This window comes from Bradyrhizobium sp. 160, from assembly GCF_023073735.1.
In the GTDB taxonomy this organism is placed as follows: Bacteria; Pseudomonadota; Alphaproteobacteria; order Rhizobiales; family Xanthobacteraceae; genus Bradyrhizobium.
In genome coordinates this window covers 519,113-532,563 of sequence record NZ_JADPKD010000008.1, presented here as the reverse complement: position 1 = coordinate 532,563, position 13,451 = coordinate 519,113, and the positions used below count along the sequence as shown (strand labels likewise).

Sequence of the window (13,451 nt, the reverse complement as noted above, 5' to 3'; positions counted from 1 at the left end):
TCTGTTGCGTACGAGTGAGTAACCATGTCCGCTGTCGCCGAGTTGCTTTACTCGCGCCGCGTGCCGCAGGTCGCGGTGCTGGCGCTGATCTCCATCAGTTTTGCGGGGTGCAGCGCCGACATGTCGTCGCGGCTGTCCCAGTCGAATTTCTCCAATCCTTTCGCCTCGGAATCCACTGGCTCGGTGCAGCAGGCGCCACCGCCGCAACGTGAGCTGCCGCAATATGCGCGGCCGCAGACGCAGCCTGGCTCCTATCAGTCCCAACCCCTGCCGCCGCCGGCGGTGTCCGCCCCGCAATCCTATCCTGTCGCCTCTGGCGGCGGAGTGTCCGGCGGCGGGCGCGGCGTCGGCTCCTTTGCGGCGCCGGCGCAGCCGCATCTCGAGACGACGGCGACCGTGCCGCCGCGCTCGGTTGCAGCGGCCCAACCGGCTGGCGGCACCAAGATCATCGTAGGCACCAGCGACACGCTCGACGTGCTCGCCAAGCGCTATCATGTCACCCCGCAGGCGATCCTCGCCGCCAACGGCTACAAGGGACCGCGTACGCTCTCGCCCGGCCAGCAGCTGATCATTCCGCATGCGGGCACGGCCGCCGCGCCCGCGATGGCTCCCGTTGCGGCGGCCCCTGCGGCGAAGCCGGTTGCCGTCGTCGCTGCGCCGCCGAGCACGCACTTCGTCAATCGCGGCGACACGCTCGCCAGCATCGCCCGCAAGAACCACATCTCCGCGGCCGAGCTGGCGCGCGCCAATGGTCTCGAGCCCTCGGCCAAGCTCAAGCTCGGCACCAAGCTGACCGTGCCCGGTGCCAAGACCGCCGCCGTCGCGGCGCCGGCTGCTGCGACTCCACTCGCGGCCGCCCCGGTTGCAGGAGCTCTCCAGCCCGTCGCGGCCGCTCCGGCGCCCGCCACCAAGATGGCCGCTGCCGCCGCGCCCGTGCAGAGCGCGCGCCTCGCCCAAGCCACGGCCAATGTCGAAGAGAAGGCCGCCGAGACGCCGGCGAAGGCTGCGGAGGCCACCGGCGCGCTGCCGACCTTCCGCTGGCCGGTGCGGGGCAAGGTGGTCACGAGCTATGGTGCCAAGACCAATGGCAAGTCCAATGACGGCATCAACCTTGCGGTGCCCGAGGGGACGCCAGTCAAGGCGGCTGAAGACGGCGTCGTCGCCTATTCGGGCAATGAGCTGAAAGGTTACGGCAATCTCGTCCTGGTTCGGCACTCCAACGGCTACGTCACCGCATATGCCCATGCGAGTGAGCTGCTGGTGAAGCGCGGCGATACCATCAAGCGCGGTCAGATCATTGCCAAGTCGGGTCAATCCGGGGAGGTGGCGTCGCCGCAGCTCCACTTCGAGATCCGCAAGGGATCGAGCCCGGTTGATCCGCTTCAATTCCTGAACGGGGCGTGAGGCCTAAATAACCGCCGCAATAAGGGGGGCGTCGCCCGACACCCAGTATGCTGCGGCCTCTCGGTCGATCACAAAGGTCTCTGGAATACTGGATCGCCCGCTTTCGCGGGCGATGACAATGAGAATGTGGCGACGTGCTCAGTTCACGGTCAGCTTCACGCCGAGCCGGCCCGCCAGCTCCTGCACGAACTGCCAGGCGACGCGGCCTGAGCGCGAGCCGCGCGTGGTCGACCATTCGAGCGCCTCGCGCTCCAGCGCCTCGTCGTCGACCTTGATGCCGAAATGGCTGCAATAGCCGCGCACCATGGCGAGATATTCGTCCTGGCTGCAACGGTGGAAGCCCAGCCAGAGGCCGAAGCGATCCGACAGCGAGACCTTCTCCTCGACCGCTTCGCCGGGATTGATCGCGGTCGAACGCTCGTTCTCGATCATCTCGCGCGCCAGCAGATGGCGGCGGTTGGAGGTCGCGTAGAGGATGACGTTCTCGGGCCGGCCTTCGATGCCGCCTTCGAGCACGGCCTTGAGCGATTTGTAGGACGCATCATTGCCATCGAAGGAGAGGTCGTCGCAGAACACGATGAAGCGAAAGGAGGAGGCGCGCAAGCACTCCATCAGCGCGGGCAGGCTTTCGATGTCCTCGCGATGGATCTCGATCAGCTTCAGCTTGTCGGCCGGTTTGCGCTCCGCGTTGATGCTGGCATGCGCCGCCTTCACCAGCGATGACTTGCCCATGCCGCGGGCGCCCCAGAGCAGGGCATTGTTGGCGGGCAGGCCATTGGCGAAGCGCTCGGTGTTCTCCATTAGGATGTCGCGCATCCGGTCGACGCCCTTCAGCAGGAATAATTCGACGCGGCTGACCCGCGGCACTGCTGCAAGGCGACCGTCGGGGTGCCAGACATAGGCATCCGCCCGCTCGAACGACTCGGGTTCGAGGGTCGGGCTGCCCTGGGCCGCGAGGTGCGCCGCAATGGTCTCCAGCGCGCGAACGATGCGCTCCTGCGAGAGGTCTGGGGCAGACTTAAGAGTTGCCTTGAGAGTTGCCTTGGAGGCCGCCTTCGAGGCCGCCTTGGGACGTTTTGCCGCGACGGCGGAAGGCGTCCTGGCAGGGGTACGGGGGCCTTTGCCGGCCGGGCTTTTGCTTGGTTTTTTGGGCATGTCCGAAGTTCCTGAGAACGCAGCCTTATCGGGCCTGAGGACCCGCCGCAAGGTGGCGAAAAGGGCGGTCTGGCAGCGTTGCAATTGGGGCAATGGCCGCTATAGTCCGCGCGAATTTGACCGAACCGGTCGCCGTGAGGGCATGACCGGCTTTCCCCCGTTCTCACGAGGATCGTCCGAATGCTGATTACCCCTGCGTATGCCCAGGCTGCGGGCGCCGGCGACACCAACAGCATGTTGATGTCGCTGCTGCCGTTCGCCCTGATCTTCGTGATCATGTACTTCCTGATTCTGCGTCCGCAGCAGAAGAAGGTCCGCGACCACGCAGATCTCGTGAAGAATATCCGCCGCGGCGACACGGTGGTGACCTCGGGCGGCCTCGTCGGCAAGGTCACCAAGGTCGTCGACGACGACCAGATCGAGTTCGAAATCTCCGACGGCGTGCGCGTGCGGCAGATGCGCCAGATGATCTCAGGCGTGCGCGCCAAGGGCGAGCCGGCCAAAGAATCCGCCAAGGAAAGCGTCAAGGACGACAGCACGGCGAAGTGAGTGCTTCCCGCGAGTCTTTATAGGTCTCCTGCAAGTCTCCTGATCTGACAGGTCTAGTCGATGTTGTATTTCACGCGGTGGAGGGCGCTCGGGATTATCCTGACGGCGCTGATCGTGTGCCTCTGCGCGGTCCCCAACTTTTTTCCTGAGGCGCAGGTCAAGACCTGGCCCGCCTGGGCCCAGCGCCGGCTCGTGCTCGGCCTCGACCTCCAGGGTGGCTCCTATCTGCTGCTCGAGGTCGACTCCGCCTATGTGAAGAAAGAGAGGCTCGATCAGGTCCGCGACGACGTTCGCCGGACGCTGCGCGATGCCAAGATCGGCTTCACGGGCGGCGTGACCGTGCGCAACGACGCCGTCGAGGTTCGTATCACCAAGGAATCCGATGCGCACGCCGCACTCGCCAAGCTGCGGGAGTTGTCCCAGCCGCTGGGCGGCCTCATGGGATCGAGTGGTCAGCGCGACCTTGAGGTCACCGATGCCGGTGGCGGCGTGATCCGCCTGAGCATCCCGCAGGCCGCGATGCTCGATCGCATGCGCAAGACCATCGAGCAGTCGATCCAGATCGTCGAACGCCGCGTCAACGAGCTCGGCACCGTCGAGCCCGTGATCCAGCGCCAGGGCAACGACCGCATCCTGGTGCAGGTCCCCGGCCTCCAGGACCCAACCCGCCTGAAGGAATTGCTGGGCAAGACCGCGAAGATGGAATTCCGCATGGTTGACACCTCCGTGCCGCCGGATCAGGCGCAGCAGGGCAGGCTGCCGCCGGAATCCGAACTGTTGATGAGCGCGTCCCCGCCGCCGACACCTTACGTGGTCAAGAAGCAGGTGCTGGTCGCCGGCGGCGACCTGACCGACGCCCAGGCAAGCTTCGACCAGCGCACGGGTGAGCCGGTCGTCAGCTTCAAGTTCAATACGTCGGGCGCGCGCAAATTCTCTCAGGCGACCCAAGAGAATGTGGGACTGCCGTTCGCGATCGTGCTCGACAACAAGGTGATCTCGGCGCCCGTCATCCGCGAGCCGATCACCGGCGGCCAGGGCCAGATCTCCGGCAATTTCACCGTGCAGTCGGCCAACGATCTCGCGATCCTCTTGCGCGCCGGTGCGCTGCCGGCGCCGCTCACGGTGGTCGAGGAACGCACCGTCGGTCCGGGTCTCGGCCAGGACTCGATCGAGAAGGGTGAGCTTGCGGCCTATGTCGGCTCGATCCTCGTCATCATGTTCATGCTTGTGACCTACCGGCTGTTCGGCGTGTTCGCGAACGTCGCGGTGGCGATCAACGTCGCGATGATCTTCGGCCTGCTGTCGCTGCTCAACGCCACGCTGACGCTGCCCGGCATCGCCGGCATCGTGCTCACCGTCGGCATCGCCGTCGACTCCAACGTGCTGATCTACGAGCGTATCCGCGAGGAGCTGCGCGCCGGCCGCAACGCAATCTCGGCGATCGACGCCGGCTTCAAGCGGGCGCTGGCGACCATCCTCGATTCCAACATCACTACCTTCATTGCTGCCGCCGTGCTGTTCTACATCGGCACCGGGCCGGTGCGCGGCTTTGCCGTGACGCTCGGCATCGGCATCATCACCACGGTGTTCACCGCCTTCACCCTGACCCGGCTGATCGTCGCCTGGTGGGTGCGGTGGAAGCGGCCGCAGAGCGTGCCGATCTAGGAGCCTGATCGTGACTCACACCGTTCTCATCGGGCTCGGCGTCCTCATTGCCATTCTCACCGTGGTCGCGGCCCTCGGCCTCTTGCCGTCGCTGCGCATCGTCCCGGACGATACGCATTTCGACTTCACGCGCTTCCGCCGCATCAGCTTCCCGATCTCGGCGGCGCTGTCGATCGTCGCGATCACGCTGTTCTTCACCCACGGCCTGAATTTCGGCATCGACTTCCGCGGTGGCACCTTGCTCGAGGTGCAGGCCAAGTCCGGTACCGCCGACATCGCGGCGATGCGCACGACGCTCGACGGCCTGCGTCTCGGCGAAGTCCAGCTGCAGCAGTTCGGTGGTCCCGCGGATGTTCTGATCCGCGTTGCGGAGCAGCCCGGCGGCGACGCTGCCCAGCAAGAGGCCGTGCAGAAGGTCCGCACTGCGCTCGGCAATTCCGTCGAATACCGCCGGGTCGAGGTCGTCGGCCCGCGCGTGTCCGGTGAGCTCTTGGCCTACGGCATGCTCGGCCTGATGCTCGCGATCATCGCGATCCTGATCTATCTCTGGTTCCGCTTCGAATGGCAGTTCGCGCTGGGCGCGATGATCGCCAACGTGCACGACATCGTGCTCACCATCGGCTTCATGTCGATCAGCCAGGTCGATTTCGATCTGACCAGTATCGCCGCGCTGCTGACTATTCTCGGCTATTCGCTCAACGACACCGTCGTCATCTACGACCGCATCCGCGAAATGCTGCGGCGCTACAAGAAGATGCCGATGCCGCAGCTGCTCAACGAGTCCATCAACTCGACGCTGTCGCGCTCCATCATCACCCACGTTACGGTGACGCTGGCACTGCTCGCGCTATTGCTGTTCGGCGGTCATGCCATCCACAGCTTCACCGCGGTGATGATGTTCGGCGTGGTGCTGGTCGGCACCTACACCTCGATCTTCATCGCGGCCCCGATTCTGATCTATCTCGGCGTCGGCGAGCATCGCGAGGATGCACCCGATACGGCTACGCCGGCGAAGAAAAACAAGGCATGATCCGAACCGCACACGCTCGCACGCGTTTGCGGGGGTAGTAAGCCAATTCGGGCGGAGCTCATGGCCGGCGACCCCAACGCACCCCACTTCCCGCGCTCGGCGCCAATTGAGGCCTATGGCAAGGGCGGCTTCGCCTTCGCCGGCATGTCACATCGGGGATCGCTGCTGTGCCTGCCGGACGCGATATGGGCCTGGGACGTGACGGATCCCACCAGGATTGACCGCTACTCGCTGGATCGCGTGTTCGCGGCGGCCAACAGCATCGACACGCTTCTGGTCGGCACCGGAACGGGGGTTTGGCTGCCGCCGCCGGAACTGCGGCAGGCCTTGAAGGCGGTGAGGGTGGTGCTGGACACGATGCAGACCGGTCCCGCCGTGCGCACCTACAACATCATGATCGGCGAGCGGCGCCGCGTCGCGGCCGCGCTGATCGCGGTGCCATGAGCAGCACCGCGGCGTCGCCCGACTCGGTTGCCTTCTGCGCCGATCTCGTGCGTAGCCATGACTTTCCGCGTTATGTTGCGACGCTGTTCGTTCCCGCCGCAGAGCGCCGCGCGCTGCTGGCGCTCTATGCGTTCAATGCCGAGATCGTGCGCGTTCGCGACCAGGTGAGCCAACCCTTGCCCGGCGAGATTCGCCTGCAATGGTGGACCGACATGCTGTCAGGCCATGTCCATGGCAGCGCCGAGGGCAACCCGGTGGCGGCGGAGTTGCTCCGCGCGATCCGCGATTACGACCTGCCGGTCGAGCCGCTGTCGCTGCTCGCCGACGAGCACCAGTTCGATCTCTACAACGATCCGATGCCGACCATGGCGGCACTGGAGGGCTATCTGGCGGCGACCTCATCGGCACTGTTTGCTCTCGCAGCCCGGATCATGGCGCCGCCGTCGGAGTCAGTCGAGCACCTCGCCCGTCATGCCGGGCTGGCCCAGGGTATCGTCGATGTCATTGCCAAACTGCCGCGTGATGCGGCACACCGGCGATTGTTCCTGCCACAGCAGATTCTGGCGAGCCACAAGTGCAACATGGAGGATGTGTTCGCCGGCAAGGCGACGCCGGGTCTGCGCGCCGTGCTGGATCAACTCGCAGGCGAGGCGCGGCAGCATCTGACCACGGCCTCGTCGCTGCTGCCGCAGGTACCGCCGTCCGTGCGGCCTGCGTTTCTGCTGCTGAGCCAGGTCCGGGCCGATCTCAAGCTCCTGTCTCTACCTGGGCGCAATCCGTTCGCGCCGCCGCCGGCCTCGCGGCTGCGGACGCTGTGGACGCTGTGGCGGGCTTCGCGCTCCAGGGAATTTACCAAATAGGAGCCGGCTTATCGCCTGAGGCGGCCAAATGCTCTATGCTGTCCTATGGCTGACTTGTCCCAAAGCTTGACCTCCGATCTCGGCGACTTTCCGGTTGCACCAAGCGACATCCATGCGGCCGTCGAGACCATCCGGGGTGCCGTCGTCGAAACGCCCTGTAGCTACAGCCGAACCCTGAGCAACATCTGCGGCTGCGACATCTGGCTCAAATTCGAGAACCTTCAATTCACCTCCTCGTTTAAGGAGCGCGGCGCCCTCAACCGGCTCGCCGCGCTGACGCCGGAGGAGCGTGCGCGCGGCGTCATCGCGATGTCGGCGGGTAACCACGCACAGGGCGTCGCCTATCACGCGAGAAGGCTCAACATTCCCGCCACCATCGTCATGCCGATCGGCACGCCCATGGTGAAGATCGAAAACACGAAGCACAACGGCGCGGAGGTGGTGGTCACCGGCGCGACCCTGGAGGAGGCGGCCGCGTTCGCGCGGAGCCACGGTGAGGCGCGCGGCATGATCTTCGTCCATCCGTATGACGATCCGCTGGTGATCGCCGGGCAGGGCACCGTCGGGCTGGAGATGATGAATGCAGTGCCGGAACTCGATACGATGGTCGTCCCGATCGGCGGCGGCGGGCTGATCAGCGGCATCGCCATTGCCGCAAAGTCCATCAAACCGTCGCTACGAATCCTGGGCGTCGAAGCCTGGCTCTATCCTTCGATGTACAACGCCATCCATGATGGGAATCTGCCGGCGCGCGGCGACACGCTCGCCGAAGGCATCGCGGTCAAATCGCCCGGCAAGATCACCACCGAGATCGTCCGCCGCCTCGTCGACGATATTGCCCTCGTGAACGAAGCGGAGCTCGAGCGCGCTGTGGCGACCCTGATCTCAATCGAGAAGACGGTGGTCGAGGGTGCCGGTGCCGCCGGCCTTGCCGCTCTGATATCCGATCCATCCCGCTTCGCCGGCCAGAAAGTGGGCCTGGTGCTGAGCGGCGGCAACATTGATACGAGGCTAATCGCCTCGGTCCTGACCCGTGAACTGGCGCGCGAGGGGCGATTGACCCAGCTTTCGCTCGATATTCCTGACCGGCCCGGGCAATTGGCCGCGGTGGCCGCGCTGCTCGCCGAAGCCGGTGCCAATATCATCGAGGTCTCGCATCAGCGGACGTTCTCAGACTTGCCGGCCAAGGCGACGCTGCTACAACTGGTCATCGAGACCCGCGACAGCGCCCATCTCGACGAGGTGATGGCAAGGCTCAGCGCGTCCGGGTTGAGCGCGCGCTGCACGTGAGCGACGGGCCCGGCTATCGCGGTGCTAAACCCGCGAGGTGCCCGATCAGTCCGTCGATCTCGGCTTCCGTGTTGTAGTAGTGCGGAGAAGCGCGCACGACCGGCGGCAGCGCGCGGATTTCTGCGTCGATGCGGGTGCTCGACGGATCCGAGGCGCCGATCGTAATCCCGGCCGCAGCAGCGCTGCTGACGATGGCATCCGCTTCATGCCCATCCATCGTGAAGCTGACGATGGCGCCCGGCGCGCGGCCGAGGTCGCGTATTTTGATGCCGCGAATGCAGGCGAGGCCGCTGCGAAGACGGTCTGCAAGCAGGCGGCAGCGCTGTTCGATCGGACCAAGGCCGATCGCGAGGGCATAATCGACGGCAGCTCCCAGGCCGAGCCGGGCCGCGTAGTTGTTTTCCCAGGTTTCGAAACGGCGCGCATCATCGCGGAGTCGATATTCATCGCGCGAGACCCAGGGCGCGGCGAAATGGTCAATCATCGGCGGCTCGAGCCCTTGCAGCATCGCTCGGCGGACATAGAGAAATCCGGTGCCGCGCGGGCCGCGCAGGAATTTGCGCCCCGTGGCCGACAGCATGTCACAGCCGATGGCTTCGACATCGACCTCCATCTGACCGATCGCCTGGCAGGCGTCGAGCAGATAGGGAATGCCGTGTGCCCGCGCGATCCTGCCGACGGCCGCCGCGGGATTGACCAGCCCGCCATTTGTTGGAACCCAGGTGATGGCGATCAGCTTCACACGCTCGTCGAGCATGCGTTCGAGCGCGTGAATATCAAGCTCGTCGCTGGCATCGCTGGGCACGACTTCGATGACCGCGCCTGTACGTTTGGCGACTTGAAGGAACGCAACATAATTGGCGGCATATTCCACCTCTGCGGTCAGGATGCGATCGCCCTTGCGAAACTGAAGAGCATAGAACGCCATCTGCCAGGCAACGGTTGCGTTCTCCACGAGGGCGATCTCATCCGGTGCGGCATTGATCAGCCGCGCCACCGAGCCGTAGACCGCTTCAAGGCGGCGCGCTTCCTGATCGGCGGCGGCATAGCCGCCGATATCGCTCTCCAGATCGATGTGCTGCTTCATCGCCGCGACAACCGCCGCCGGCATAAGCGCTGCGCCGGCGTTGTGGAGATAGGCGAGCCGGGAGGCGGCCGGCGTGTCGGAACGTATCTGGTCGATATCGATCAAGTGAGAGCCTGCCAATTTGGGGCCCTGAAGCTAAGACACAATGACGCACGCGCGCAAGACGGGCAAAGGAAGGTGCGGCTGGAGCACGCTAATCCAGATGCCTATGCTGACAGAGCGTGATGGCGTTTGGGAAACTGAAAGGAAGCGCGATGGCGAAGAACACGATCTGCCTCTGGTACGACAAAGACGCCGAGGCTGCTGCAACCTTTTATGCCAAGACCTTTCCGGACAGCGCCGTGAGTGCCGTTCACCGCGCGCCCAGCGATTACCCATCCGGCAAGGCGGGCGATGTTTTGACTGTCGAATTCACCGTGGCTGGCGTTGCTTGTCTCGGCCTCAATGGCGGTCCCGTGTTCAAGCACAACGAAGCCTTCTCGTTCCAGATCGCCACTGACGATCAGGAGGAGACAGATCGCTACTGGAACGCCATTGTCGGCAATGGCGGGCAGGAGAGTGCGTGTGGTTGGTGCAAGGACAGATGGGGCGTTTCCTGGCAGATCACGCCGCGTGTATTGATCGAAGCGTTGGCGGCCGGCGGCCCTGAGGCCAAGCGCAGCTTTGACGCGATGATGGGGATGACGAAGATCGACGTCGCCGCCATCGAGGCAGCGCGCCGCGGCTGAAATTGCCCCGGCCTCAGATGCAGAGGCTGAGCAGTTTGATGTGGCAGCCGCTGGATTTGGGCTTGCCTGCGGGCGCGGCCTCGCGCTTCACGGCAACCAGCGGCTCCTTGTCTTTCTTTCTCTTGCCCTTCGGTTCGTAATCGCCGGCGATCACCATCGCCCAATAGGTGCGCTTGCCGCTGGCGTTTTTGGCGCTGGCGATGCCGACGCGCGAGGCGTTGTGCAGCAGCAGGTTCTTGCGGTGCCCGGAGGAGTCGATCCACTGTCCCAGGGTTTTCTCGAAATTGTCGTAGCCATAGGCGATGTTCTCGGCGGCGCGGCCCGCACCGGCCGGAGCGACGCGGCGGTTGAACGGACCGAGTGCGTCATGGCTGAGGTCGTCCTTGGCCGCCATCGCGCGGGCCTGGTCCATGGCAATACGATCGAGCGTGGCGTCGCGCACGACGCGGAGCTCTCCGTGCTTGAGGCGGAAGCTCGAGATCAGCTCGGCCGGGGATTCCGCCATTGCGGGCGCGCCTGTGAGCAGCAGAAGGCCCGCGATCGCCCCGCCAACCACACGATGCATCTTCGTCCCCCAAGCACCCATGACCCCACCAAGTCTGCCTTTGTCCGACCGCTTCTCTATCGCCATTGTGGACGCTTCAAGGCGCGCTGGACCTTAGCTCGTCGGCAGGTCCGCCTCGAAATTGAAGCGGTCGCGCAGGTTCTTACGCTGCTCCAGGATGTCCTTGAGGAAGGCCCGGTCCTGGTCGTTCTTCATCATCGGCTCGATCAGGTCGAGCTGGTTCATGGCGACCAGTTGCAGGATCTCGGTGCGCGGCTTGCCGCTGCTGTCGCGGGGCAGGGCGTGCACGACCTGGATGTGTTCCGGCGGCTTGGGGCCCTTGGCGGCCGCAATCTCCTTGCGGAGCTCGCCTTCGAGCGCGGCCTGGTCGGCTTCGACGAAGGCATAGAGCCCGACGCCGGAGCGGCGGTCGGCGAAGGCGACGATGGCGGTGTCGCGCACGGCCGGATTCTTGCGGATCAGCTCCGACAGCACCGGCGCGTCGTTGACGAGGCGGCGGCCACCACCCTCGCGGTCGGTGAAGTTGAATAGGCCGCGTGTGATGGCGCGATAGACCTTCTTGCCGGTGGCGAGCCACAGGCTCGCGGCGAATGACTTCTTCGCAAGGATCTTTCGTTCGCGTGGCGTCAACGCCTCGGGCGCGTAGGAGCGCTTGTGTTTGAGCAGGTGCCGGAGATCTTCATAGGCCAGGATGCGGTAGAACCGGCCGCGCCGCGCAAAGCAGGCGGCGAGCTGGAAGTCGGTGACATAGGCGCGGCCGTCGCGACCGACCAGCCAGTTCTGCTCCTTGGCGAGATCGTTGTGGCAGATGCCGGCGCGGCGAAGCCGCCGCAGCGCGGCCTCGGCCGAGCGGAAATAGGCGAGGTCGCCATGCGGCTTGGCCAGATGCAGCGCGACGCCATCAACGAAGCCGCGCACCAGCGCGCGGCGTCCGGCCCATAGCAGCTCCGGACCGACGTTGAGGCCTTTGGCGCGCGCGAGCGCATGCTTCTCGCGCGCGAACAGGTGGCGTGCCAAGAGGAACGACCACCACGGCACCTCGTCGAGACGGCGCAGCACCGCGTCGACCTCGCCGTTCTCGCTGCGGAAGCGGCCGCGCTCGACGGTCGAGAACACGTCGCGCTTGAGCAGCACGCCCTCGGTCCAGCGCGCCGACAGCTCCGCGGCGTCGTCTTGGGGGAGGCTCATCGAAAACTCACGCGGCGGCGGCAATGCGCAGGTGATCGGTGATCCAGCGATCGAGATCGGCGAGCGCGCGGGCGCTCAGCGCCTGCTTTTTGGCCACCGTCTTCTCGTTGCCGCGCAGCCGCGTGCCGTCTGGCTTTTTGGTCGGCACGGTCGCGAGCGGCGGGAACAGGCCGAAATTGATGTTCATCGGCTGGAACGAGCGCGTGCCGGGCTCGATGCTTTCGATATGGCCGCCGGTGATGTGCCCAAGCAGCGATCCCAGCGCCGTCGTGCTGGGCGGGCTCGCCAGCGTCTCGCCGCGCGCGTCGGCGGCCGCATAGAGACCGGCGATGAGGCCGACGCTGGCGGATTCCACATAGCCCTCGCAGCCCGTCATCTGGCCGGCAAAGCGCAGCCGCGGCTGCGCGCGCAGGCGCAACTGGCCGTCGAGCAGCTTTGGCGAATTGAGGAAGGTGTTGCGATGCAGGCCGCCGAGGCGGGCGAATTCAGCCTTCTCCAGTCCCGGTATGGTGCGGAAGATGCGCTGCTGCTCGCCATATTTCAGCTTCGTCTGGAAGCCGACGATGTTGTAGAGCGTGCCGAGCTTGTTGTCCTGGCGCAGTTGCACGATTGCGTAAGGCTTCGTGCTCGGATCGTTCGGATTGGTCAGGCCAACCGGCTTCATCGGGCCGTGGCGCAGCGTCTCGGGACCGCGCTCCGCCATGACCTCGATCGGCAGGCAGCCGTCGAAATAGGGCGTGTTGGTCTCCCACTCCTTGAACTCGGTCTTCTCGCCGGCGATCAGCGCCGCGACGAAGCCGTCATACTGCTCTTTGGTCATCGGGCAGTTGATGTAATCGGCGCCCTTGCCGCCAGGACCGACCTTGTCGTAGCGCGACTGGAACCAGGCCACCGACATGTCGATGGATTCGCGGTGCACGATCGGCGCGATGGCGTCGAAGAAGGCGAGCGCATTCTCGTCGGTCAGTTCGCGGATGGCATGGGCCAGCGGCGCAGAGGTGAGGGGGCCGGTCGCAACGATGACGTTGCTCCAGTCGGACGGCGGCAGGCCTGCGACCTCGCCGCGGGCGATCTCGATTTTGGGGTGGTCGTTCAGGGCCGCGGTGACCGCCGCAGAGAAGCCGTCGCGGTCCACGGCCAGGGCGCCGCCCGCGGGCACCTGGTTGGCATCGGCCGCGCGCATGATCAGCGAGTCGAGCCGGCGCATCTCCGCATGCAGCAGGCCGACTGCGTTGTTGGCGGCATCATCCGAGCGGAACGAATTGGAGCAGACAAGCTCGGCGAGCCCGTCGGTGCGGTGCGCCTCGGTCATGCGGGTCGGCCGCATTTCGTGCAGCACCACGGGCACACCGGATTTGGCGACTTGCCAGGCGGCTTCGGAACCGGCAAGGCCGGCGCCGATCACGTGCACGATGTTCGATCGGGATCCTGTCATGGGGCGGACAGGTAGCGCTTTTCGGCGGCCAGTGGAATCGCCGAGATCGAG

The 13,451-nt window shown here is 65.4% G+C and carries 13 protein-coding genes; 8 read left to right on the top strand and 5 right to left on the bottom strand.

Annotation, left to right across the window (positions count from 1 at the left end; all coding sequences use genetic code 11):
- Positions 1 to 24: 24 nt before the first annotated feature.
- A complete protein-coding gene (locus IVA98_RS05295) occupies positions 25 to 1,404 on the top strand; it encodes a LysM peptidoglycan-binding domain-containing M23 family metallopeptidase (protein ID WP_247354379.1) in 1,380 nt (459 codons plus the stop codon).
- Positions 1,405 to 1,542: 138 nt separating this feature from the next.
- On the opposite strand, the gene IVA98_RS05290 is transcribed toward IVA98_RS05295, so the two are convergent.
- A complete protein-coding gene (locus IVA98_RS05290) occupies positions 1,543 to 2,559 on the bottom strand; it encodes an ATP-binding protein (protein WP_247354378.1) in 1,017 nt (338 codons plus the stop codon).
- A 180-nt stretch (positions 2,560 to 2,739) separates the two neighbouring features.
- Between IVA98_RS05290 and yajC the strand changes: the two genes are divergently transcribed.
- The 6 genes from yajC to IVA98_RS05260 are packed head-to-tail and all read left to right on the top strand — an operon-like array spanning position 2,740 to position 8,397.
- Entirely contained in the window at positions 2,740 to 3,108 is a 369-nt protein-coding gene (gene yajC, locus IVA98_RS05285; RefSeq protein WP_247295263.1) for a preprotein translocase subunit YajC, read from the top strand.
- Positions 3,109 to 3,168: 60 nt separating this feature from the next.
- Positions 3,169 to 4,773, top strand: a complete 1,605-nt coding sequence (gene secD / locus IVA98_RS05280; RefSeq protein ID WP_247354377.1) for a protein translocase subunit SecD — start codon at positions 3,169 to 3,171, stop codon at positions 4,771 to 4,773.
- 10 nt (positions 4,774 to 4,783) lie between these two features.
- Positions 4,784 to 5,803 carry a protein translocase subunit SecF gene (gene secF, locus IVA98_RS05275; protein ID WP_247354376.1) on the top strand — a complete coding sequence of 340 codons (1,020 nt, stop codon included), beginning with the start codon at positions 4,784 to 4,786 and terminating at the stop codon, positions 5,801 to 5,803.
- A gap of 60 nt (positions 5,804 to 5,863) precedes the next feature.
- A complete protein-coding gene (locus tag IVA98_RS05270) occupies positions 5,864 to 6,247 on the top strand; it encodes an Mth938-like domain-containing protein (protein WP_148777937.1) in 384 nt (127 codons plus the stop codon).
- Positions 6,244 to 7,107, top strand: coding sequence for a phytoene/squalene synthase family protein (locus IVA98_RS05265; protein WP_247354375.1), 864 nt, complete (start codon positions 6,244 to 6,246; stop codon positions 7,105 to 7,107). Before IVA98_RS05270 ends, IVA98_RS05265 begins: the two co-directional genes overlap by 4 nt.
- A gap of 45 nt (positions 7,108 to 7,152) precedes the next feature.
- Entirely contained in the window at positions 7,153 to 8,397 is a 1,245-nt protein-coding gene (locus IVA98_RS05260) for a threonine ammonia-lyase (protein ID WP_247354374.1), read from the top strand.
- 13 nt (positions 8,398 to 8,410) lie between these two features.
- Here the strand turns inward: IVA98_RS05260 and IVA98_RS05255 are convergent, their stop codons facing one another.
- A complete protein-coding gene (locus IVA98_RS05255; protein ID WP_247354373.1) occupies positions 8,411 to 9,589 on the bottom strand; it encodes an aminotransferase class V-fold PLP-dependent enzyme in 1,179 nt (392 codons plus the stop codon).
- Between the two features lie 149 nt (positions 9,590 to 9,738).
- Here IVA98_RS05255 and IVA98_RS05250 point away from each other — a divergent pair, with 149 nt between their 5' ends.
- On the top strand, positions 9,739 to 10,212 hold the full coding sequence (locus IVA98_RS05250) for a VOC family protein (RefSeq protein ID WP_247354372.1): 474 nt from the start codon (positions 9,739 to 9,741) through the stop codon (positions 10,210 to 10,212).
- Positions 10,213 to 10,225: 13 nt separating this feature from the next.
- Here IVA98_RS05250 and IVA98_RS05245 read toward each other — a convergent pair whose 3' ends face one another.
- From IVA98_RS05245 to trmFO, 3 genes are all read right to left on the bottom strand, one after another.
- A complete protein-coding gene (locus IVA98_RS05245) occupies positions 10,226 to 10,777 on the bottom strand; it encodes a CAP domain-containing protein (RefSeq protein ID WP_247354371.1) in 552 nt (183 codons plus the stop codon).
- Between the two features lie 93 nt (positions 10,778 to 10,870).
- Positions 10,871 to 11,965: an AMP-binding enzyme gene (locus tag IVA98_RS05240; RefSeq protein ID WP_247354370.1), complete on the bottom strand. Its 1,095-nt coding sequence runs from the start codon at positions 11,963 to 11,965 to the stop codon at positions 10,871 to 10,873.
- A 7-nt stretch (positions 11,966 to 11,972) separates the two neighbouring features.
- Positions 11,973 to 13,400 (bottom strand): methylenetetrahydrofolate--tRNA-(uracil(54)-C(5))-methyltransferase (FADH(2)-oxidizing) TrmFO, encoded by a 1,428-nt coding sequence (gene trmFO / locus IVA98_RS05235; protein ID WP_247354369.1) that lies wholly within the window; start codon positions 13,398 to 13,400, stop codon positions 11,973 to 11,975.
- Between the last annotated feature and the right edge of the window lie 51 nt (positions 13,401 to 13,451).

Bases quoted from the DNA above. Each gene is read 5' to 3' on its own strand.
- IVA98_RS05295 (WP_247354379.1), top strand. From the start codon at position 25: ATGTCCGCTGTCGCCGAGTTGCTTTACTCGCGCCGCGTGCCGCAGGTC.
- IVA98_RS05290 (WP_247354378.1), bottom strand. From the start codon at position 2,559: ATGCCCAAAAAACCAAGCAAAAGCCCGGCCGGCAAAGGCCCCCGTACC.
- yajC (WP_247295263.1), top strand. From the start codon at position 2,740: ATGCTGATTACCCCTGCGTATGCCCAGGCTGCGGGCGCCGGCGACACC.
- secD (WP_247354377.1), top strand. From the start codon at position 3,169: ATGTTGTATTTCACGCGGTGGAGGGCGCTCGGGATTATCCTGACGGCG.
- IVA98_RS05270 (WP_148777937.1), top strand. From the start codon at position 5,864: ATGGCCGGCGACCCCAACGCACCCCACTTCCCGCGCTCGGCGCCAATT.
- IVA98_RS05265 (WP_247354375.1), top strand. From the start codon at position 6,244: ATGAGCAGCACCGCGGCGTCGCCCGACTCGGTTGCCTTCTGCGCCGAT.
- IVA98_RS05260 (WP_247354374.1), top strand. From the start codon at position 7,153: ATGGCTGACTTGTCCCAAAGCTTGACCTCCGATCTCGGCGACTTTCCG.
- IVA98_RS05250 (WP_247354372.1), top strand. From the start codon at position 9,739: ATGGCGAAGAACACGATCTGCCTCTGGTACGACAAAGACGCCGAGGCT.
- IVA98_RS05245 (WP_247354371.1), bottom strand. From the start codon at position 10,777: ATGCATCGTGTGGTTGGCGGGGCGATCGCGGGCCTTCTGCTGCTCACA.
- IVA98_RS05240 (WP_247354370.1), bottom strand. From the start codon at position 11,965: ATGAGCCTCCCCCAAGACGACGCCGCGGAGCTGTCGGCGCGCTGGACC.
- trmFO (WP_247354369.1), bottom strand. From the start codon at position 13,400: ATGACAGGATCCCGATCGAACATCGTGCACGTGATCGGCGCCGGCCTT.